17 protein-coding genes are annotated in these 22,731 nt (G+C 26.8%); 8 read left to right on the plus strand and 9 right to left on the minus strand.

All coding sequences use genetic code 11. The features are described 5' to 3' along the window. The first annotated feature begins 56 nt into the window (after positions 1–56). Genes GOY08_RS05230 through GOY08_RS05240 form a run of 3 tightly spaced genes read left to right on the plus strand, consistent with a single transcriptional unit; the run spans position 57 to position 3,332 of the window. A complete protein-coding gene (locus GOY08_RS05230) occupies positions 57–1,049 on the plus strand; it encodes an L-tyrosine/L-tryptophan isonitrile synthase family protein (protein ID WP_158997803.1) in 993 nt (330 codons plus the stop codon). A gap of 1 nt (position 1,050) precedes the next feature. Further along, positions 1,051–1,887: a TauD/TfdA family dioxygenase gene (locus tag GOY08_RS05235; protein WP_158997805.1), complete on the plus strand. Its 837-nt coding sequence runs from the start codon at positions 1,051–1,053 to the stop codon at positions 1,885–1,887. After that, complete coding sequence (locus GOY08_RS05240; RefSeq protein WP_158997807.1) at positions 1,884–3,332, plus strand: FAD-binding protein; 1,449 nt, start codon at positions 1,884–1,886, stop codon at positions 3,330–3,332. Before GOY08_RS05235 ends, GOY08_RS05240 begins: the two co-directional genes overlap by 4 nt. A 7-nt stretch (positions 3,333–3,339) precedes the next feature. Here GOY08_RS05240 and GOY08_RS05245 read toward each other — a convergent pair whose 3' ends face one another. From GOY08_RS05245 to katG, 3 genes are all read right to left on the minus strand, one after another. Beyond that, positions 3,340–4,320 carry a hypothetical protein gene (locus GOY08_RS05245; protein WP_158997809.1) on the minus strand — a complete coding sequence of 327 codons (981 nt, stop codon included), beginning with the start codon at positions 4,318–4,320 and terminating at the stop codon, positions 3,340–3,342. Between the two features lie 190 nt (positions 4,321–4,510). After that, positions 4,511–5,194, minus strand: coding sequence for a substrate-binding periplasmic protein (locus tag GOY08_RS05250; protein WP_158997811.1), 684 nt, complete (start codon positions 5,192–5,194; stop codon positions 4,511–4,513). 76 nt (positions 5,195–5,270) lie between these two features. Beyond that, positions 5,271–7,448 (minus strand): catalase/peroxidase HPI, encoded by a 2,178-nt coding sequence (katG, locus tag GOY08_RS05255; RefSeq protein ID WP_158997813.1) that lies wholly within the window; start codon positions 7,446–7,448, stop codon positions 5,271–5,273. A 346-nt stretch (positions 7,449–7,794) separates the two neighbouring features. On the opposite strand from katG, the gene GOY08_RS05260 reads away from it, so the two are divergent. The 3 genes from GOY08_RS05260 to GOY08_RS05270 all read left to right on the plus strand — a co-directional run bounded on the left by GOY08_RS05260 (position 7,795) and on the right by GOY08_RS05270 (position 9,960). After that, positions 7,795–8,589 (plus strand): sulfite exporter TauE/SafE family protein, encoded by a 795-nt coding sequence (locus tag GOY08_RS05260; protein WP_158997814.1) that lies wholly within the window; start codon positions 7,795–7,797, stop codon positions 8,587–8,589. 192 nt (positions 8,590–8,781) lie between these two features. After that, positions 8,782–9,042 (plus strand): FAD-dependent oxidoreductase, encoded by a 261-nt coding sequence (locus tag GOY08_RS15530; protein ID WP_268892495.1) that lies wholly within the window; start codon positions 8,782–8,784, stop codon positions 9,040–9,042. A 342-nt stretch (positions 9,043–9,384) separates the two neighbouring features. Continuing rightward, positions 9,385–9,960, plus strand: coding sequence for a hypothetical protein (locus GOY08_RS05270; RefSeq protein ID WP_158997815.1), 576 nt, complete (start codon positions 9,385–9,387; stop codon positions 9,958–9,960). Between the two features lie 175 nt (positions 9,961–10,135). On the opposite strand, the gene GOY08_RS05275 is transcribed toward GOY08_RS05270, so the two are convergent. Next, on the minus strand, positions 10,136–11,923 hold the full coding sequence (locus tag GOY08_RS05275) for a hypothetical protein (protein ID WP_158997816.1): 1,788 nt from the start codon (positions 11,921–11,923) through the stop codon (positions 10,136–10,138). 797 nt (positions 11,924–12,720) lie between these two features. Continuing rightward, the gene (locus GOY08_RS05280) at positions 12,721–14,130 is read right to left on the minus strand and encodes a hypothetical protein (RefSeq protein ID WP_158997817.1); all 1,410 of its coding nucleotides are present in this window, start codon (positions 14,128–14,130) and stop codon (positions 12,721–12,723) included. Between the two features lie 529 nt (positions 14,131–14,659). On the opposite strand from GOY08_RS05280, the gene GOY08_RS05285 reads away from it, so the two are divergent. Then, positions 14,660–15,268 (plus strand): glutathione S-transferase family protein, encoded by a 609-nt coding sequence (locus GOY08_RS05285; RefSeq protein WP_158997818.1) that lies wholly within the window; start codon positions 14,660–14,662, stop codon positions 15,266–15,268. A 204-nt stretch (positions 15,269–15,472) separates the two neighbouring features. Then, a complete protein-coding gene (locus GOY08_RS05290; RefSeq protein WP_158997819.1) occupies positions 15,473–16,282 on the plus strand; it encodes a hypothetical protein in 810 nt (269 codons plus the stop codon). A 127-nt stretch (positions 16,283–16,409) separates the two neighbouring features. Here the strand turns inward: GOY08_RS05290 and GOY08_RS05295 are convergent, their stop codons facing one another. The 4 genes from GOY08_RS05295 to GOY08_RS05310 form a co-directional block, all read right to left on the minus strand. Next, positions 16,410–17,723 carry a hypothetical protein gene (locus GOY08_RS05295; protein WP_158997820.1) on the minus strand — a complete coding sequence of 438 codons (1,314 nt, stop codon included), beginning with the start codon at positions 17,721–17,723 and terminating at the stop codon, positions 16,410–16,412. Between the two features lie 445 nt (positions 17,724–18,168). Next, positions 18,169–18,891 carry an SDR family oxidoreductase gene (locus GOY08_RS05300; protein ID WP_158997821.1) on the minus strand — a complete coding sequence of 241 codons (723 nt, stop codon included), beginning with the start codon at positions 18,889–18,891 and terminating at the stop codon, positions 18,169–18,171. Between the two features lie 993 nt (positions 18,892–19,884). Continuing rightward, positions 19,885–22,032: a hypothetical protein gene (locus GOY08_RS05305; protein ID WP_158997822.1), complete on the minus strand. Its 2,148-nt coding sequence runs from the start codon at positions 22,030–22,032 to the stop codon at positions 19,885–19,887. Positions 22,033–22,112: 80 nt separating this feature from the next. Further along, positions 22,113–22,724, minus strand: coding sequence for an SLATT domain-containing protein (locus GOY08_RS05310; RefSeq protein WP_158997823.1), 612 nt, complete (start codon positions 22,722–22,724; stop codon positions 22,113–22,115). Positions 22,725–22,731 lie beyond the last annotated feature (7 nt).

Raw genomic sequence — 22,731 nt, forward strand, 5'->3', positions numbered from 1 at the left:
CCCTCAATAAATTGTACTTAAAAATATTATTTAAGTATAAATATTGAGGGTTTTTTATGGAAAATAAAATAGCTAATGACATTTTAAATATATTATTTAAATATCGTAGAACGCTTCAAAAACATAGAAATTGCTTTCAAAATTGTGCGAAATGCCATTCTCAGTATATTACAAAAATTTTAGCTTTTATTGAAAAGTATGAACCAATAACATTTGTCTTGCCTGCATTTCCAGGAAAATCTCCAAATTTATTTAAAGTTATTAGCCACTTACCTGATATGGGGGAGGAGCTTGCTTTAAAACTTTTAAATCAAATCTGCGAACAAATTACTAGCATTTATCCACCTGGTGCAAAAATAAAAATATGTTCTGATGGGCGTGTTTTTAGCGATATTATTGGAATAAATGAAAATGCAATAACTGAGTATCAAAATGCAATCATTGAGATGATATCTGACATGAAGCTTTCAAATTTATCAACATTTCACTTAGATGATGTATCTAGTGAAAATAACTTTACAAAGTTGCGAGAAGATTTGATGTACCATTTTGGAGATACGTTAGAGAATTTGCGTGAAAAAATATTGCTAGGTTCTAGACTATCAAGTCAACAAGATCATATCGATGCGCATAGACTTTATTGCGGTATGACAAGATTTTTAGTTGAAGACGCTTCCTATCCAGGGCAAACTAAAAGTCGCAATCTTATTCAAAAAGAGAGTAGAGCAAAAGCGTATCAAGTCATTTTAAGGAGCAATGCTTGGAGTGAATTGATTGCGAAACGGTTTCCAGAATCTGTCAGGCTTTCAATCCATCCCCAAAGTTGCGGATCCAAAAAGCTTGGCATTCGACTTATTGGTGAAGAAAGCTGGGGAACACCATGGCACGGTGTAGTTGTAAAATTAAATGAAAGATTTTTTCTTCTTAAGCGAATAGAGGCTGAAAATTTAGGGGCAAAATTAGTTTACACATCAGCAGGAAGCCCAAGCTACTATGAATTAACTGAACAAGAGCAAAATTATACTTCACTTTCATTTTCAGAGGCATAAAATGAATTTTAAAACCAGAAAACTCGAACCATTTGGTATGCTTCTTGAACCAACATTTTCCAATCAATCAATTCATTCTCTAGACACCGAAAATTTAAGAGAAATTTTTCATACAAAGCAATTTCTTGTGCTCCGTGGATTTAAAACATTTTTAAATTCCAATGATTTTGCACTTTATTGTGAAAATTGGGGCAAAATAAGTTTATGGCCCTTTGGCAAGGTGCTAGAACTAATTGAACAAGAAAATCCAAATGATCATATCTTTCATCACAACTATGTTCCATTACATTGGGATGGAATGTATCGCGAATATATTCCAGAGTATCAAATTTTTCATTGCGTTTCAGCTCCTAACAAAGGCCAAGGTGGACGAACCACTTTTTCAAATACCTTGCTTTTATTGCAAAATGCTTCAAAAGATTTTTTAAATTTATGCGATAATGTAACAGGTACATATTTAAGAAAAACAGATTTCTATCATAGCAAAGTGGTATCACCGATCATTACAAAACATCCTCATAAAAATTATAATGTAATTCGTTACAATGAAATACCTTCAAATGAATTTGGGAATTTCATTAATTATCCAGAATTAAAATTTACAGGAATAGATAATAAAATTGAAGAAAAATTTCATAGTTCTTTAAAAGCCGCTTTATATTCTAAAAATAATTTTTATGCGCATACTTGGGAACAAAATGACGTAGTAATTGCTGATAATCTAACATTATTACATGGACGAGAAGCATTTCTTTCAAAATCTCCAAGACATCTGCAGAGAGTTCATGTTTTAAGTGATCCTCCTGTAAAAAATGAAAATTTAGAGTCTTACAAATGAAAAATATTTATACTGATATAGCTATTATTGGAGCAGGCCCTGTGGGATTAATGTGTGCCTATTTATCTCAACTTTGTGGCATGAAATCAATTATTTTTGATAAATCTGAAGGTCCCTTAAAAGCAGGGAGAGCCGATGCATTAAATGCTAGAACATTGCAGCTTTTAGAAATCGTAAATTTATTTGACAGTGTTTATCCGCTTGGGAAAACTTGTAATACAAGCTCTGTATGGGAAAATGGAAGATTTATTTCTCGACAATCGGCTTGGTGGGAAAGTTTAGAAGGATGTTTTCATAAACACTTTCTGATGCTAGGACAGTCATTTATAGAAAATATCTTAGATAAAAAGTTAAAAGAATTAAATAATCCAGTCAAAAGATTAACTAAAGTTCTTGACATTAAAATATCGGAAAATTTTTGTGCTACAAAAATTTCTTCAGGTGAAACTATCTATTCTAAATACGTTATTGGAGCTGATGGAGCGCATTCCTTTGTTAGGAAAATGTTTAATATTTCTTTTGAAATTACAAGACCAAAACTCACCTGGGCTGTTTTAGATGCGGAAATAGACACAAATTTTCCTAAAGTACCAGAAATAATAGTTTTTCAAAATGAAACATCAGATGTTGCTTGGATACCACGTGAAGGTAACATTGAAAGATTTTATATTAGAATGGATGAAGAGGAAATTACGCTCCAAAATGTCATGAATAAAATAAAAAAAGCTATTACACCTTATGAAATTACATTAGCAAGCTTAAATTGGTTTTCTCAATTTTCAGTAAAAGAGTCAGTTGCAGAGCGATTTACAGTAGCAAATCAAGTTTTTTTAGTTGGGGATGCTGCACACATACATTCAGTTAATGGGGGACAAGGTCTTAATACAGGAATAGCTGATGCATTTAATTTAATTTGGAAAATACACTCAGTTAATAATAAAATTTCTCCCATAAATTTGCTTGATACATATGAAAATGAAAGAAAACCAGTAGCTCTTAGCGTGATTGAAACTTCTGGAAAACTTGTTCGTTCAACTAAATATTCTGAAAACAACTCTCATGCTATAGATTATGTGAAGATTGTTGAGAAACATGCAGGAAATATCACAGGAATGGGAATATTTTATAATAGAAATGGATATGTTTTAAATAGGTTATTTGATTTCTACATTTATAAAAAAGAATCTAAAGAAAGAATATATACGTTGTTAAAATATTCATGTTATACTTTACTAATATTTCAATTAGATGATATTATTAAAGATAAATATATCCATAAAAATGTTCAAATTATAAAAATTCACTTAAAGAAAAATGCAGAAGATTACTGGACTGACTTTTATGATTACGCAGAGAAATGTGTTTTAGTTAGGCCAGATTCATACATAGAAAAAATTTATTCAATAAATGAAATTCATAAAATAAATTTAGAATTTTTAACTTAATATAAAATTATTCAGGAGCAAGGCGAATAGCGTGATCTTTATCTATCTGGGAATAAAATAAAATTGGATAGTGTTCGCTATAGCTTGTATTTCCAGCTGTTGGAATAAAATATTTACTAGCATTTTCTCCTTTTTGAAATAAATACAAATGGTCAAAGTATAATTTTTCTAAATATTTATTTGTTGGTTCAGCTTTATAAGCATTAAATATATTTTCTAAGTATGGTTGATATTTTCTTAAACAGGCTTCTTGTAATTCAATTGGATTATTTAAAGTTGCAAAGACATATTGCTTTTTAACACTGTCATTACTAGTAATTTCTAACCACCTTCCATAAATAATAATATGACCTTTATAATATTGATTAACATTTTCTTTATCTAAACCTGGTAAATCTTCATCTGTAATGAATTGCGAGATTTCCAATTTAGGTACTTTATCAGTTGTCAAAATTGAACATCTTAAATATGTCGAATTAGAAAAACTTGGTTGAATTGTGCTTTCAAAATCACTTATTTTTAGAACGGGATTTTTTGCATCTACGGTTAAAATATTTAATGGAGTATGCGTATAATGATAAAAAGTATTTAAAACTGAAGGATATGTAGAATACGCCGTATACATAAAAGAAATTTGCGAAAGTCCAGGAAGAACATATCCAGATAAATATCCATGGATTTGCAAAGCTTTAATTAAGGAACCTGTTGCTGTTTTTAAATCCAGCTCTCCAAGCCCATTTTTAATTAAATATGAATCTTTTAGTAACCCATATCCGGATTGATAAAACCCTAAGCTATCTAAATGCCAAAGAGGGTTATATTTTTTAGCTATGAAATTTGCACCACTTGCAACATTGCTCAATCTATCTAACCATTTAATATAATTTATATAATTTGTATTATTTGGATTGTTAGGGACAGTTTTTGCATTTACAGCCATATTATACAATAAAATAAGGAATAATATTGTTAAATTTTTTAGTTTCATAGTATTATCTTTCTGCTTGAATAAACTTTTAAAATCTTACAAAATATAAACAAATACAGGAATAAATATATCATTAAAATATATACTTTCAATATAAATATTTGAAATAACTAATTTTTATTTTGAATATATTTTTAAAAAACACAAAAAATATAAAATTAATTATTAATATAAAGAATTATTTAAATTATTATTTATTTAATTCTTTCTCAATTTTATTATATATATTTTTATCTATATTTTTATTAAATACAATATATAATTCAATTTTTTTAATAGGATTTTTTAATGGAACTATTTTTTTAAGTATTTCTGTGCTTTCTTCTTGATATTTTTTAATATGTTCAGATCCTAAAATCATAAAATCGGCATCATTATTTATTATCGAAATTAGACAAGATTTGGCATCAAATTGTTTTTGAAGTTTTATTTCTTCCTTATTGATTTTGTTTTGAATTGATTCTTCTATGTAGTATCCATTTGGGGCGCAAAAAACTAACCCATTAAAATCATCTATAGATTTTTTATTTTTATATTTAATATGTGTATAAATGAATATTTTAGAAGAAAGAATAGATTTTTTTAAATATAAAACTTCTTTATTTCTTTCTTCCGTAAAAGTATAAGGAAAAGTTGCTGAAAAGGTTCCTTTTTTCACAAGTTCATACCCACGTGCCCAAGGCATAAACTCTATTTTATATTTTATATTAAGTTTATTCAGTATTTGTTTAACCTTGGCTGTAAATACACCACCCTCAGGTAATCTTTCGTCAGAGTAGGGTGGATAGTCATTACCTGTAACCAAATTAAGATAGTCTTCACACTTGGCAGAAAAACTAATGAAAAATATAGGTAGTAAGTAACAGAATTTCATATTTTCCCTCTTGATAATAATACACTAAACGATAATTACCAAAAGGAAAAATTCTAACGCGTTTTTTTTTGTCGGTTTATTTTAAATCAAATCGATCCAAATTCATTACTTTATTCCAAACATGAATAAATGCTTTGATAAATTTTATATTACTATCATTGCTAGCATATACTTCTGCAATGGCTCTTAATTGAGAGTTAGAACCCAAAATTAAATCCACCGCTGTTGCAGTCCAAATCTTTTTATTTGTAATTCTATTAAATCCCTCATATAAATTTTCATTCTTAGATTTTGTCCAATAAATATTCATATCAAGTAAATTAACAAAAAAATCATTTGATAATGTCTCAGGTTTTTCTGTTAAAACACCATAATTTGAGTTTTGGTAATTTGTATTAAGAACACGCATTCCTGCTAGTAGTACACACATTTCTGGTGCAGATAAAGTTAATAATTGAGTTTTATCTATGAAGAGCTCTACAGCATATTCAGAATAATTTTTGCTAACATAATTGCGATACCCATCTGCTAAAGGTTGTAAAACTGCAAAAGATTCAATATCAGTATGTTCTTGTAAGCAATCCATTCTACCAGGTGAAAAAGGTACTTGAAAGTCAAATCCTGCTTTTTGAATAGCAGCTTCAATTGCAGCACATCCTCCTAAAATAATTAAATCTGCTAAAGAAACTTTTTTATTACTAATTTGGTTTGAATTAAAATTCTTTTGAATATTTTCTAGCTTTGAAATTACCTTTTTTAATTGTGCTGGTTGATTAACCTCCCAATTTACTTGAGGTTCAAGTGCTATTCTCCCTCCATTTGCCCCACCTCTTTTATCACTCCCTCGAAAAGTTGATGCTGAAGCCCAAGCTGTTGTTACCAACTGACTTATACTTAAACCAGATTTTAAAATCATAATTTTTAAATCTTTGATATCTTGTTTATTTACTTTCGCATGATTGATGCATGGGATTGGATCCTGCCAAATTAAAACTTCCTTTGGAACAAGTGGCCCTAAGTATCGACTAATGGGACCCATATCACGATGTGTTAATTTAAACCAAGCTCTAGCAAAGGCATCAGCAAACTCATTTGGATGTTTTAAAAACCGACGTGCTATTTTTTCATAGATTGGATCCACTCGTAAAGCTAAATCAGCAGTCGTCATCATTGGTGCGTGCTTCTTTTTCGTAAGATGGGCGTCAGGAACTGTATTTTCTGCTTTGTTACCTTTAGGCTTCCACTGATGAGCTCCTGCAGGGCTTTTAGTCAATTCCCATTCATATCCAAATAGAGTTTCAAAATATCCATTATCCCATTGGATTGGGTTTGGGGTCCAGGCTCCTTCTATTCCACTAGTTATAGTGTGCTCAGCGTTTCCTGTACCTAAACGATTTTTCCAACCAAGGCCAAGTTCTGATATATCAGCGCCTTCAGGTTCGGGACCGACATTAGAGGGATCTCCTGCGCCATGACATTTTCCAAAAGTATGTCCACCAGCAACAAGAGCGACTGTTTCTTCGTCATTCATAGCCATGCGGGCAAATGTTTCACGAATGTCTTTGGCAGAAGCTTGTGGGTCTGGATTTCCATTTGGACCTTCAGGATTGACGTAGATAAGTCCCATCTGGACTGCAGCTAGAGGATTATCTAATTCTCTGTTACCTTTGTAACGTTCGTCACCAAGCCATTTTGTTTCTGGCCCCCAATTGATATCTTGTTCAGGTTCCCAAATATCTTCTCTTCCTCCAGCAAATCCAAATGTCTTAAATCCCATAGATTCTAATGCTACATTTCCAGCTAAGATCATTAAATCAGCCCAAGAGAGCTTGCAGCCGTATTTTTGTTTTATAGGCCACAGTAAACGGCGAGCTTTATCTAAATTTCCATTATCTGGCCAACTATTTAATGGAGCAAATCTTTGTGAACCATTACCTGCTCCCCCTCTACCATCAAAAACTCTATATGTACCAGCAGAGTGCCATGCCATACGAATAAAAAAAGGCCCATAATGCCCATAGTCTGCTGGCCACCAAATTTGCGAATCTCGCATTAATTTATGCAAATCTTCAACAACTGCATTGAGATCAAGGCTATTAAATTCTTCAGAATAGTTAAAATTTTTTTCTAAAGGGTTACTTAATTCAGAGTGTTGATGCAAAATTGCTAAGTTAACTTGTTTTGGCCACCAATTTTTATTGCTAATTTGAGAATTTAAGGCATTTGTAAAGGGACATTGGGAGTTTTTTTTCATAAGTTCCTCATAAAGTTTCGAAGAAGAATGTCAATTCTAAAAATTAAGTTTATTAATGTCAATTATTTTAAAGTTACAAAATTTTAAAATAAAATGAAAATAGTCTATTTAAATTTTAATTAGTAATAATTATTATTCTTCATTATCAAAGTGACTTAATGAAGACAAAGTACCAAAAAAGAAGAATCTATAAAACCTTCAATAAGTCCCTAATTTTCAAAATAGTCTTGTTATTTAAACTTAGAAAGAATGTTCATATTTCTTGAGAAACTTTTTAAAGTAATAGATTAATAAAAAAAAATATAGTATTAACGTTCTTTTCTATAAACTTTTGAGAACAACTAGTATGCTAGATTTACTTTACTTTCTTCTTCTTGGTGCATTCGCTGGGACAATTGCTGGTTTATTAGGTTTAGGTGGAGGTATTATTCTTGTTCCTTCATTAATTTGGATTTTTCAATATAAACTTCAAATACAGCAAGACAAAATAATGCATATGACAATTGCTACTTCTATGACAACCATTGTTTTTACCGCATTATTTTCTATTTATGCGCATCAAAAACGGAAAGCTATCCATTGGCCTGCATTTAAGAAACTCCTACCAGGTATGGTAATTGGTACCTTAATAGGTGTATTTATTGCTAATTCATTGTCAAGTTCTATTTTAAAAATAACTTTTGCTTTTTTTCTTTTAATTGTTGCAGTTCAAATTGAATTTCTCGGAAATCCTAAAGGTGAAAAAAAATTTCCAGGGTATTTATTGAGTAACTTATTTGGGTATTTAATTGGAAATTTTAGTGCTTTAGTTGGAATAGGTGGAGGTTCTTTAATAGTTCCTCTCCTTCTTTGGTTTCGGATTCCTATTCGAAATGCAATTGCAACCTCAGCTGCTTGCGGATTACCTATTGCGCTCAGTGGGGCTATAGGATTTGTTATTTTAGGGTTTAAAAGTTCTACATATCAAGCCACAGGATATATATATTGGCCTGCGGTATTTGCTATTGTTCCAGCAAGTTTAATATTTGTTCCCTTAGGAGTTAAATTAGCGCATAGATTACCAATTGAAATATTAAAGAAAATTTTTGCAATTTTTTTAGTAATAATTAGTATTAAAATGTTACTAAGCGAATTTTTATAATATCTTATTAAAATTCTTTCTTTTATTATAAATTTTGCTTTTATTTTAATTTAGGAATTTTTTTATGCTTAATAGAAGACAATTAATAAAAAACACGACATCAAGTTTAACTTTTGCATTGTTATCTAATGTTTCATTGGAAATAAAATTGAAAAAGATGAATTTAATAATTCTCTAAAGTTTTATGAAAAAATATGGCCAAATGTATTTAAGTTTTACGAGAAAAAAAGTGCATATATCAATTGGGCAAATGAGCCATTTATCCAAGAATCATATTCAACTCCACTGATTGGGCAAATGACTACCTTATATGGATGCTGGGATAAAAGTGAATTAAATGATAGATTACATTTTATAGGTGAACATGCTAGTAAAGAATATTACGGTTTTATGGAAGGAGCTTGTCAAACAGCAATTGATTTAGCTACTAAATTTACTATGCATAGTATTTAATTCTCTCGGTTGATAGATATAGACTGAAAAGAATTTGAATATATTAGTATATCAGTGTACTATTTTGAATTTTTGCTTAATTTTTATTATAAGACTCAAAAAAAATACTCTGTAATTTTTTCTTAATTTTTATTTAATAAACATTCTATAATTTGCAGTAAAAAAAATTATTAATTTAAGTAATTTATTCTGTAATTAAACTGTAATTTTCTATATTACTTTTTAATATTTTATACTTATCTAATTTTTAAAACTTAACTTTAAATTTGTTATTTTTGTGTTAAATTTACAAAAGTAACAAATATAGTTACTTTATAATCACTCTTTTAAAAGGAATATTTTATGAAAAATATTATTTCAAAATCTTTTATCACAATTATCTTAGGATCTACTTTACTTATAGCTTCTTGTGGTAAAAAATCTAATTCAACAGCTGAAACAAGCAATACAGCAGATATTACAACTCAAGAAGAAAATATTAATATCATACAAGAGACAAAAAATTTAATTACTGCAGATAAATTTTATAAATCTGAAGATTTATCTTTAGAAGCAGCATTTGATGGAAGAAAAAGTTCAGTTTACTTTTTAGTAAATGACATAAAAGCTGCTTGGGGAATTGGTCAATATGTTCCTGGAACTCAATTTACAGTTTATGCCAATCATAATGATCAACTTGTTCCAGTTATTTTAACAGGGTTTACAGATCGTGGTTGTGGAAGAAAATATATGAATGATGCAGCAATTTGCTATAGTAATTTCGCTTCCGCTTTAACTGTAAAATTTGATCCTTCTAAAAATACTAACTTAGCAGCAGGAAAATATACAGCAAAATTCAACATTCTTGCTAAAGGATGGCACAATTCTAAATATTCAAAAATAATTTCTCTTGAACTTGATTTGGATATAGTGAAATAAGTTTTAATTAAATTAAAATTCAAGCCTTAGGATATTTTTATACTTATCCTAAGGCTTTTCTTATTCAAAAAATATTTCTTTATTTGATGTAAAGAAATTACTACTCTGTCTAAGAATTAGTGAGCCTGTTAATATTCTAAATTTCAGTATGAATTCTGCGATTAAAATTAAATTTTTATTCATGATAACTATAAAAATATTTTTTTACACCGTTATATGCATTTTTTAGTCTTTCTTTTTGAGACAAATTCTTCCCTTTTGAGTAATAGTTTGCAAATATTTTTTCAGGATTATTAAATTTAAATTTACTTAAAAAACTACTATTATCATACCATAAACTATTTGCTGTATATGCAAAATAACGATTAACTGACATTACTATGTTATCAAATCTTAAGTAGTTTTCTCCAATATCAGTGATGTAGTAATTAAAAAAAGTGTTTTTATTTAAAATCCAAATAAATTCTTTTTTTAAAACTTTATTTGAGGAGCAATAATCACCACTTACCCAATCAGAAGAGGAACCTCCGTTTTTAATAAGAGATGAATAGTAACATACCTGTGGTTCTAATTCACTATTTCCATAATTTGAAAATATTATATTACTATGTGCATTATAGTAGTTTTTTATTTCTGAAGGATATCCAATATACATACTTTTTCCTGCAGAAAGATATATTGAGTATTTTCCATTTACAGAAAGATCCAAAGAAAATTGGAGAAATGGCTTCCCTTTTTTCATTTCATTATAATTTACAACTTTCAATGTTTTATTTTGATCTATGCTCTCATCAAGATATAAGTAATAGTTGTTATAAGAATTAATGTACTTATTGTTATATGATGTAATAATATAGTTATTATCGCCATGCGATCTTAAATTCCACTTTTGTTCATTTAAATTCAAGTCGCAAATTTTTAATTTAATATAATTATAATCATTGTTATTTGATGGAGATGTTAAGCAATAATATTGTTCACTTTTTCCGTCATGTATTAAAGTAATTAATTGACCGAGATCAGTATAAATCCATTCGGCTGATTCTTCGCAATAATCTAAGTAAATATAATTCCCGTTTTTTGGAGTAATACAGTATCTTTTCTTATTAAATACTTCAATTTTTATTTTAAATGAATTTTTTTCAAATATTTCTTCTGGAGATTGAATTTCTTCATAAATATTTTTGCCTGTATAAGGGCAGATATAATTTTTTTCATTTTCATTTCTTTTTTTTCGCATACTTGAGCTAGTATTTGGAACATAACATGCAAATCCACTAGATACCTGATTGTACTGTATTTGAATACCATTAAAAGTACCAAGAGGAAAATTATTTTCATGTAAAGAGGCAACAATTTGTGGATTACTTCTGCTTATTCTAGTTATATTATTTTCTATTGTTTCGCGTTGAACAAACTGCCTTGTGTTGGAATCAAACTCAAAGCGAGTTGCCGAAACAATTGTTTCTGGACGGATTTCATATAAAGCTGAAAATTCATTTTCCCTAGTAAAAGTATCTCTTGAATTTTCTAATGCTGTGCGTAATTCTGCTGATGTTGTAGAATTTGTTATTGTTCTTAAGTAAGTTGCTTCTAAATCTATAAAATTATTTTGTGGAATAATTTCATAAACAAAAAATTCACGAACATACCACCAGCCCATAGCATAGGATGTTGCAAATTGTCTTGCATAATCTCGATTAGAAGTCGTGCTTATAAATGCAGTGGAATCTCCTGAGTCTCCTGAAATGTGCAAGCCTAGATCGGTACTCAATGCTCTATCTCTAATAAAACCATTTTTAAATTTATCCTCAGGCTTTGAAGGAGAAGCTCTATAAACAAATTTTGGGATTTTACTATCAGTTTCATTAGCATAAACGTTTTGACAGGAGTCACAGTTTTTCTCCGTTAAACCTACCAATAAAAAAATTGCAATAGTTTTTACAAGTATTTTTGAAAACATTAACATAGCCCACCATTATTTAATTTATAAAAAATAATTATTTCTAGAGGAGCGAGACAATAAAATTACATTAAGTTTTACTTACCAAAAAATTGTTAAAATATCAAATAATTCAAAAAATTATAAAACCAATATGATAATATCTAAAGCTTGCAATTTAAAAAATTTTAAATTATGATTGTTGCCTGTTTAGTTTTAAAAGTGTGTCATGAAAAAATAACCATTCCCAGATAGTATTAAGAAGTTAGCGTTTAAAAGGCAGAAAATAGTTCTTCTGAAATAAACTATTTCTTGCGTAATCTAAATAGCTATACCTTACGTATTTTAATTAATATTTTTTATATTCAATACATTTTAAATTGTCAATATACGAATGGTGGAAAACATGCACTCTTTGCGGAAAAATTTGTCTCAATTTACTTTGAACTTTCTTTAACCTTATAAATTTATAGTTTTTATTTACATACTTATTCCGTTTGCAGCCTGATTTATGGGGCTTTTAAATAGTTTTTTCTTAAAGATATTATAAATACACTTAGCCAATCAAAACAAAATGAAATCGAAAGTATAGTCTTTCCCTTAATTTTTATAGTAGCAAACTTTATTCTGTTAGATAATGTAACATGGCGTTCTGATAGTTTTCTAAATTACAAACATCAATGTATCATCAAAAATAAAATTATTTATGATACATTCCAATATGTAATTTCTTTACAACAATTATATAAAAAATTATGGGATGCTCAAGTTGGAGGATTTATTCTTGATTAAAAAATTGCTCCTTTAATCCATAGAATTTAATAATTCAAATAATATTTATAAAGATAAAGAAAAATAATGGAATTTCCAAAAATCGGAAAATAATTTTTTTTATCAAATTTTGTTGCTGAATTGGTTTGACTGCTTTCTGTTGTTTGATCTTTTTCAGTAGTTTTTTGAGGAATATCAATTTCTTCAGGTACGGTAATGTCTCTGATATCAATAAATATATTTTCGTTATTATTTTTGAAATCTTCATACACAGGTTCAATATTATTAAATATTGAACCTGTGTAATAATTATTAATAATTTCACTCATAGCATATCCAATAGGATAAGCTATTCCTTCATCGTAACCTAATATGTGAGTAATTTCATGGGTGATATTTTGATGAAAGCGATAATTAATTTTACTTGGATCGGGATTAAATAAAAAGGATGAAAATGATATTGAAGGGCCATGGCAATTATTACTTAAACAATATGTTTTAAATCCTGTTGGGAATTCTGAATACTTAGGATTGTCATTAACATACTTAAAAAATTCAATTTTTTTAGGAAAATCTTTTGTCAAATAATTTCTTAAATTTTTAATTTTATTAATAATTTCTGAAGCAAGTAATTCATGATCACGACTATTTTTTAAATGCACATCAAGTTCTTTAAGAATTAATGAAAGGTTACTACTAGCTTTTTTTAAATTTTCAGGTGTATTTTCCCTATTTTCAAAGTATAAAGAATTATATTTATTTTGTAGCTTTTCTTTATTCAAATAAGAAATTAATATTTTCTTAAAATTTTCTATATCATAATTTAAAATATAAGATACTTCATTAAGAGTTTTAGTAAATATTTCTTTATCTATTTTGGTAAAACTACTTTGATTTATTAATTGTACAAAACTATAAATTTCATTGAAATTAGGAGATATCTGTTTATTACCCGAAATGAAAACAAATGAAATATCAAAATTATTACCAGAAATTATTTTAGTATTCTCAAAATCAAAATGATGTTTATTAAAGTTTTTATTCTTAATATGTTTAATAATTTCTTTCTTTGAAGCAATAGTGCAAAAATGAGAGGTATGAAATGATTGTAAAATTTCAATATTAATAAAAAATTTATCAATTTTTATATTGTTTTCATAAAAATTTAGATATATTGGAAAATTTTTAAAATTTCTTGGAGTTCTATTGTTTATTTTGAAGCAATAACTATAGGGATGTTTTTTTGAAATTACAGATTGAATATGGATATCACTCATATTGAAGCTTTCATTAGAAGAAATGAAATCTTGTGTGATATTATTATCATCCGTGAAACTAAGTAATGGTATTCCAAGATGATTTGTTATTTCTAGTTTCTTAATTATTTCTTTTCCATATGCATTATTTAGAAAAAAAATTAAGAAAAAAGTGATGATTTGAAAATATAGGTATCGCAAAGTATATTCCTTTTTGAATTTTTGTAAATTAATTATTGGCTTTAAGTGCTATTATTTTAGCACATGTTTTCTATAGATATTTAAATTAATTTATGTCAATAATTTATTTTTTTATACAAAAATAAATATATATATGATATTATAGGCTTTATTTATGATTGTTTTATAATATCAGGATAAATATTTTGTTTTTAGAAGAATTTTTATTTATAATTAATATTGGAATATAGCTTTATTATTTTGTTTCCAAGCTACTGATTTACTATCCCTAAAACTATTTATGGTCTTACTAAGCAAAGTTGCTTGAAAAGTATTTATGACATTTGAAGACATTACTTATTGAATATATAACTAATTTAAATTATTGAATTTTATGCAATCATTGATCTTTAGGATAGGAGATATTATTCTATTCCTGAAATTAGTCGTTTATTAAAAATATCAGATAGATGTTTTGATAGAATTAAAATGGAAGTATAGAATAATAGATATTTTTTTATTAATCTTTTTTGTTCTGAGGATTTTATCAATGTTAGAACTCTATGGTATTGGTTCTTCTCGTTGGGTCAAATGTTATTGGATGCTTAAAGAAATTGGTGTGGATTTTAAGGAATATCTCATAGATCCTCGAGAAGCACATAAAGATCCTGATATTTTAGAAATGAATCCATTTGGAAAAATTCCTATTTTAAAAGATGGTTCGTTTTTTTTGTATGAGTCAACAGCTATTTTAAATTATTTAGGTGAAAAATTTCCAGAATCAAAACTTATACCTTTGTCTGGAACTAATGACCGAGCTTATTATGATCAATGGATGTCTTTTTGTCTCAGCGAATTGGAAACTCCACTTTGGCGAATCTTAAAGCACTCAATAATTTTACCTGAGAATAAACGTATCCATGCTGATACAGAATATGCAAAAGAAGAATTTAATTCCATTGTAAAAATTTTAGAAAAAGAAATCGGAGATAAACAATATCTTGTTGGGAACCACTTTACAGCGGTTGATATTTCTATGGCTTATACTTTGGGTTGGGCTCAATTTTTAGGACTGTTAGAAGATTATGGAAATTGCTCTCGTTACAGAAATTCTTTGATTGCTCGGCCTACATTTCCTGTGCATTTATTTAAGCGATGAGAAATTTCTTATAAAACTTGCCTTGAATATAGTCAAAGATATTTTCTTAATTTTGAAGTTTATAAAATATCTTGCGGATTTAATTTTTTATAGATATTCTTTTTCGATATTATACATTTATTGATAATGCTTATTTATTAATAATAATTTAGCATTATCAATAAGGAAAATAAATTACTTATTTTTATAAAAAGCGAGTAGACGATGTTTATTTCTGACATAGATTTACAAAATAAGAGCTTATCTCGAATAGATACTTTGAGTACTTCAAATTTTATCCAATTAAATCAGGATAGTATTATAGATAGTGCTGTTTGTACAACTTTATGTGTATTATTAGATATTTATTTAAGAAAAAAGATACCATATAATAATTGTGTTCACGTTTTTTTTAATAACATAAAGATAAATTTAACTTTTATTAAAAGTGCTCTTAAAAATCAAAAAAATGTTATTATGGATATTCATAAAAAACAACAAGCATCTACTTTTTCAATTGGTATCTCAGATATCATAAAAAATGAGGATTATTTTTGCAAAAAAACTTCTGATCTAATATCTTTATTTATAAAGAATATATACAATGATATCACAAAAAAAAAGATAGAATTACTAAACACTTATTACATCATATATCCCCATAATAAATCATTAGAAAATGTTTTTAATTATCTAAAAAACTGGAATAAAAAACCTAGATTTTTGTTTTTTTCATTTACAAATAATATATCTATTACTTCTAGGAGAACTAAAGGATACTTCATTCATGATGGAGAAACATGTTATATTGGAAATAAAAATTTATCAATAGATAGTATATATTCATACTCTGAAATTAAACATTCATGTTATTTAATAATTGATGAATTTAATTATCTGTTTTATGATCCAAACTATGGTATATTACATGATAAAAAAAGTAATATAGATGATCTTTTTAAATATATAATTTTAAGATATGACATGAATTACTCTGATAATATTGCATTTATTTTTAATGAAATAGAAATATAAAATATTTTACATTTTACTAGCTTTTTTTAAAACAGAATGGGACAATCAGTATTAGGAATTATAAATAAAATTGTTACTTCTTGGAATAGCTTTATTCCAAATAATTCCTTGTTTTATAGCTAAATATTCAGCTATTCGGAGTTAGCATTTCAAATTGTTTAACAATTATTGCCAAATTATCATATTTTTCAAAGTTAGTATATGATCTAAATATTTGAATATTTCCTACTACGCCATCAACATTATTTTTAAAAGAATTAATTAAATAATCAATAAAAATTTTTTTATCAAAAGAACCTAATAATAGAGCAATTTGAAAAAATTTATTAAATAAATCTGGTTTATTATCTTTCAAGTTCAAATTTCTTGCGACTTTCCCAAAATCTAGTTTTGATATTGAGTAATTATAATTATTTTTATCGCCAGAATCGCAATAAGTAATATCTTTACTTTTTGCTGTTCGTTGTAATTCTCTCGGTTTTTCTGCTACAAAATGATAAGCACTTGTCCAGCCATGAGAATCTGGTTGATTTCTATCTGTTTTTTCTGCATGAATATTTATTGCATTGTATAATAAAACATTTCCATTACCACTTATATGATAGACAACAGCAGCACGATAGGTTGTAATTGAGTTATTGTCAGGCTTTCGGGATTTCATTCCAACATTACTAACACCCTCAATTAATAATAATGGGTTACTTCCACCTCCTATAAAATAAGGATGATTTTTAACCATTTCCTTAAGATCTAACTTCTCTAAAAATAAATTACCACGTCCAAGAGCATAATCTCCTTGCTTTTTTATAACAATGCTAGAATAATCTTTAAAATAATTTACTATTGTTCTAATAATATGATCATTATTATATTCTTTACTTTCTTTAAGCTCTTCTAACCTACATATAAAGCATTTTGGAATAAAGGCTCTTGTTACTACGTCTGAATTTAATATTAGACGTTGAATAAACTTGTTTTCTAAAATATCAAGGATTGTTTTACTTGTCTTATACTTAGATGAAACATATTCTAATTGATATAAATTTCTATTTCGCAAGAAGTAGTCAATATTTGTCTTATCAAATTCTAGTGGTTTATCTTTACTAAAAGCAGAATAATTTTTACTAAATTCCAGAACTTTTTTCTTAAACTCTTCATTTCCGTAATATCTACCATCAATCTGCATTACATTTAGATCTTTGTATAATTCTTTTAAAAAAATAGATTCTCTTACTTCAAGTTTATTTACTTCACGCCTTAAATTTGCTTTAAATTTTTCTACAATTGGTTTTTCTTTATAGAAGTTATCAGGTTTATCAGAAAAATCAGAACCAACAAAATATTGCAATTCATAAACCACTAATTCATAAGGATCAGTTTTATTTTCACCAGCTCTATGTTTTCCATAATCTACAATAAATTCAAAAGAAATATCATCCATAACTATTTCTCCTTAAATGGAATAATTATTAGCTACATTTTACGAAATTGAACGTTATTTTTTGAATAGTCAACAATAAAAATATTTATTTTATCATATGTATAATTGATAGATAAATATTTAATTAAATTAAAAATAAAAAATCATGTATTTTATATTGATTTTTAGAAGGAGTATAACCTTCTTTTTAGAAATTATAACATTCTAGTTTTATTTTAAATTTTGGTTCTGTATTTAATATAAACATAATAAAATCTTATTTTACAAAGTAAATTTTAACCTTTTTAATAAATAAATATATTATAATTAAAAAAATGTAGGTTAATTGATATAAATATGTATTCCTAAACAATAAATTAATATTAAAAAAATCTTAGTAAGCTCATTACATAAGAGACCATGTAATTAAAAAAATCCCTTGTTAATAATTTTTTTAATATGAAATTTACCAACCAATTGATTTTCCATCTCTAAAAAAACCACCTGTTGGCCCGTGTTTTTCGAGTAACGCACCCCAAACGACACTTGCTGCCCCCTCTTCTACAGGTCTTGCGCCCATTTTTTTTGCTTCTGGGGTTGTGGCTGTAAAACCTGGACAAACTGAGTTTACTAGAATTCCTTTATCTTTCAGTTCTGCAGCAAGTTTTACTGTAAGACCATTTAGAGCAAGCTTTGAAATTCCATAAGATGCTACTGAGCCATTATTTGTTGCTAAACCAAAATACAGATCTCCGTGTGAGCCTGCTCCACTAGAAACATTTACTATTTTTCCGAATGAGCTTTTTAGTAATAAAGGGAGGAAATGCTTCGTAGTTGTCCAAGCACTTAATAAATTAAGTTCTAAAGTTTCTTTAATAAAATCTACTTGAGATTGAGTTGGTGTTATTCCATAATCATAATTACCTCCTGCATTATTGATTAAAACATCTAAAACTCCATATTCTTTTGCAAATTGCTTTGCCGCTGTTTTTATACTTGATTCTTTTGTAACATCTAATTTTAAATAGGAAATTGATAATTTTTCTTCTTTAAGTTTTTTAATGGCCTCTTTGCCTTTTTTTTCGTTTCGTGAGCTTAAAACTACATGAAACCCCTTTTTTGCCAGTTGCCGGCAGACTTCAAACCCAATACCTCTGTTACCTCCAGTAACCAATGCAATTCTTTTCATACTTTTCTTCCTTTTCTTTTTAATTATAAAGTTTATTTCATTCAACTAAATTTTTAAAAACAAAAAATATAAAAAATTTATCTAATAATATCATAGTTATAAATTTTAATAGAATTTATATATCAGTAATTCTTTTATTTCTTCTTAGGGGTAAATTTTGTGACTTTTCTTATTTTAATAGTTTAATTTACTAAATTTATATATTATATTAATAAATTTATATTAGTTAATATTACTAAAATTATTAAATTAAATAAAATAACTCTTGGTTGGAATTTCAGTTATGATAACTCCCATTATGTTGTGTGAAACTCAGAAGAAAGAAAAAATTGGCGAAAAAAAATGGGGTGGAAGAATTTAGAGAATGAGAATATTTGAAAATTTATGAAAATATTAGAATAGATACTGCGAATTTAAAGTGTTGAATAAATTATGAGAGGTGGTGTTTCATTTGACAGTCTTGTTTGATGAGTTGGGTTCTTGTTCCTGATTTTAAATGCTTATCAGATCCTGTTTGTAAGCTTTTATGGTATGAAGAGAAGCTCCTTTTTCTTACAGGTTCTTTGTAAATAAGGCCAATACATTTCTGAGTGCCATAGGCTTCCTTTCCTCTTAAAAAATTATCCTGCCAATTTTAGACCCTCTCCCAAAGTGCCTTTCATATTTGTACGTTTCTTTGTAGTTCAGAAGTTTTCTTTGCAGAGCAGGCCAGAAATTAATAAAGCTGCTATTTAGCATTCCCAATTACAGTAACAGAATTTTTAAGGATTGGGAGGATAAGAGAACTTGGTATGAGGTAAGAATTCGTACAGAATCGGGCCACTTTAAGAATTTGATATAATTTATAGCTGTTTTATGAAAAATGAGGGAAAATTATTTTTTATACATTTTAATTATTTGGAATTTTTTATATTTTTTCCTCTCCCAAAAGAACATGTATTATATTTATCTACTTTCAATTTTCTTTTTAAATTTTTCAGTTTACTCTTCGTTTTAGATCTCTTTTGAAAGGAAAAAAAATTCACAACTATTAATTTGATTAAAGGTGTTTATATGTAGCATAAACAACAAAGCTTCATCTTTATTTTGTAAAGCCATATTAGATAGTGCATAATCTCTAGGAATAAAATTTGAAGTCAGTTTGATATTTGATGTTAATATGACAAATGAGAAACTTATTTCATTTGAAATAGAAAATGGTATGATTTCGCCTTGACTAATTTGTAACATAGTAATGTTCGTTATCTTATTAGATATTAGAATTTTAGTAGAATCATTAAAGTTTAAGAGATGATGTCCAACCCAAATAAACCCTGGTTTTGCTTCTTTCTCTAAAATTATTAATAAATTTTTTAACTCGATTGGAAGGTTTTGAGAAGGAGGTAAAGTATTGCTATTACATAAAAGATTAGAATAATATTCATCGATTCTATTTCTGTAACCTAAAAAGAGATTGATTTTATTATTTTCATTCATGATATCAGTATAGCAATTATTTTCTAAATATAACCCTAAATGATCTAACTCATCAGTTGAATATAATTTATCATTTTTAAATGCTTCTAATCTTTTTAATATAAAATGAGTGAAAGTTATTGGTCCACAAAGTATATCTCTATAGACTCTTAAATCATCAATAGATACAATCCAAACAGGATCTAAATCAATAGGAAGTGCAAATTTTTGAAAATGTTGAATACGACTACTTATATCAGTCAATTGTTCTAATGATATCGCTATAATAGCTATTTTCTTAAATTTATTTATATCTAACTTATATAATGATTTGTTAGATTTTTTATTACTATTACTTTCAAATATTTCTATACTTTTATTTTCTTTTAGTTGTTTTAAGAAACGTCTACCTTGTTGTGCAGGATTCACTAAAAGATCACTTATTATTTTAAAATGCGATTCAATGTTTTCAACAGGTGATTTAATACTTCCTCTACCACTTTTGACTTCTAGGATAAATAAAAATTGCTCAAATAAAATAATTCCATCACATTCTATCCAATTATTTTTTCCTACACTATCTTTACCTATATAATAAAAATTGTGAAAAGACTGAGCATTTGGCAAATTTTTTGTAAATAACTCAAAGGGAAGATTTTCAGTAATATTTTTCTGTTTTTCATTCCAAATTTCCGTATAATTAGATTCTTTATTTAATATAATAGAATGAATATTTCTATATAAATAATCACAAAATATATATGGATGAAATGTATAATAATTATTATTAATTTTAAGTAATGGGAATGAAAAAATCGGCGAACGTTTAAAAGGTGTGCCTGAGAACTTTGGATCTTTTAAAGAATCAAAAAATATTTGATCTTGGCCAGGTTCATGTGAAAGAGCTTCTAATAATAATGTAGGTAAATTTGTAACTTTTTTTACATTAAATAATTCAAAATTAAATATTTCCTCAAATAAGATTTTTGTATTTAAATTATCATTATAATTACTGTTAAAACCATCTTTATATTTCTGGTATAATGACATTAATTTAAATACTTTTTCTGGAACGCTAATTAAATTCATTATCATTTTATCAATACCAATACCAATTTCTTCTGCATTTACATCGAATATTTTTTGAAGTACGTCATTGTGAGGTGTAAGAAGGGTAATTAAATTTTCTTTTTCATGATTGATATATCTTTTTCCTCGTATATTAATCCAACTTGAAATTAAAATCATATAAATTTCTTTTTCTTCGTCATTAAAAATATCTAAAGATTTTTCTTTTAAGAAAAAGATAAAATAATATTCATAATCTAATTTTGAAAACATTTCTTTAATCTTAGTTTTTATATAGACAAAATCTTCCTGAATTAAATCTCTATAATTCTTTTGAGGAGAAACTGATATTATACAAGTTTGAATAAATTCTAGTAATCGGTAGCTATCTATTTGTTCTTTGGATAAATCAGCTTCTGCTACAACTCCAAAATTAGAAATTACATATTCAAAAAAAGCATAGTGCAATAACTGTAAAGGTTCAATATAGGCAATTTTTGTAGCAATTTGTTTGCATAATTCTCTTAATTCTTCTAGGTATTTTTTATAATTATTATTGTTATATAAGTTTTTTAGCGCTATATCTTGAAAGGTTTGTAAATTATATTTTTCTTTCATTTTAATCTCATTTATATGTTAAAAGGTAAGAATTTTAAAAAAATTGTCCATAAAAAATTATAATTTATATGAAAATATTCTTATGATTTGATACAAAAAATCAAGTAATAAGAAAAAATTAAAGGAGCAATAACTATAAGGATGTAAAATAATATTCTTATGATTTTAAAAAAATAATGTTTAATTTTTTCATTTAATGTTATTAATCTCATTTTCTTATAGCTACTTTGATCCTTCTTTTGCTTAATATTGAATTCAAGCATTGCGTCAATATAATCAACAGTTTCATGATTTTCAAATTTTTTTAATATGCTATCATACTTTTTTCCTATTTTTATTTCATCGTTAGTAGATTTTAATTCTCTCAATAGTTTATCTAATCTTAAATAACAATCTTTAAAATTATTTGCTCTAATTTCAAAATTTCTTGACCATATCAATAGTGATGAAATTAATATCAATAATGAATAAAACAAGGAAACAAATGTTAAAATATGTTTTCGATCATAATCAGGAAAAACTAAAATTATAACATTTATAATTACAATTATAATTGATGATATTGCAACACCTGTGTTAAGCCAAAAAGAGTAAAATTTAAGTCTAACTTCAGCCTTCATTCTGCTATTTTTAGTAATTACTATATTTTTTTCTAATTCTTGCACGTTTTCTTTTTTGTTATTATTTTCCATATATTAA

This window comes from Pigmentibacter ruber (assembly GCF_009792895.1).
In the GTDB taxonomy this organism is placed as follows: Bacteria; Bdellovibrionota_B; Oligoflexia; order Silvanigrellales; family Silvanigrellaceae; genus Silvanigrella; species Silvanigrella rubra.

Excerpts from the sequence above, each read along its gene's own strand:
- GOY08_RS05230 (WP_158997803.1), top strand. The coding sequence starts at position 57 with ATGGAAAATAAAATAGCTAATGACATTTTAAATATATTATTTAAATAT.
- GOY08_RS05235 (WP_158997805.1), top strand. The coding sequence starts at position 1,051 with ATGAATTTTAAAACCAGAAAACTCGAACCATTTGGTATGCTTCTTGAA.
- GOY08_RS05240 (WP_158997807.1), top strand. The coding sequence starts at position 1,884 with ATGAAAAATATTTATACTGATATAGCTATTATTGGAGCAGGCCCTGTG.
- GOY08_RS05245 (WP_158997809.1), bottom strand. The coding sequence starts at position 4,320 with ATGAAACTAAAAAATTTAACAATATTATTCCTTATTTTATTGTATAAT.
- GOY08_RS05250 (WP_158997811.1), bottom strand. The coding sequence starts at position 5,194 with ATGAAATTCTGTTACTTACTACCTATATTTTTCATTAGTTTTTCTGCC.
- katG (WP_158997813.1), bottom strand. The coding sequence starts at position 7,448 with ATGAAAAAAAACTCCCAATGTCCCTTTACAAATGCCTTAAATTCTCAA.
- GOY08_RS05260 (WP_158997814.1), top strand. The coding sequence starts at position 7,795 with ATGCTAGATTTACTTTACTTTCTTCTTCTTGGTGCATTCGCTGGGACA.
- GOY08_RS05270 (WP_158997815.1), top strand. The coding sequence starts at position 9,385 with ATGAAAAATATTATTTCAAAATCTTTTATCACAATTATCTTAGGATCT.
- GOY08_RS05275 (WP_158997816.1), bottom strand. The coding sequence starts at position 11,923 with ATGTTTTCAAAAATACTTGTAAAAACTATTGCAATTTTTTTATTGGTA.
- GOY08_RS05285 (WP_158997818.1), top strand. The coding sequence starts at position 14,660 with ATGTTAGAACTCTATGGTATTGGTTCTTCTCGTTGGGTCAAATGTTAT.
- GOY08_RS05290 (WP_158997819.1), top strand. The coding sequence starts at position 15,473 with ATGTTTATTTCTGACATAGATTTACAAAATAAGAGCTTATCTCGAATA.
- GOY08_RS05295 (WP_158997820.1), bottom strand. The coding sequence starts at position 17,723 with ATGGATGATATTTCTTTTGAATTTATTGTAGATTATGGAAAACATAGA.
- GOY08_RS05300 (WP_158997821.1), bottom strand. The coding sequence starts at position 18,891 with ATGAAAAGAATTGCATTGGTTACTGGAGGTAACAGAGGTATTGGGTTT.
- GOY08_RS05305 (WP_158997822.1), bottom strand. The coding sequence starts at position 22,032 with ATGAAAGAAAAATATAATTTACAAACCTTTCAAGATATAGCGCTAAAA.
- GOY08_RS05310 (WP_158997823.1), bottom strand. The coding sequence starts at position 22,724 with ATGGAAAATAATAACAAAAAAGAAAACGTGCAAGAATTAGAAAAAAAT.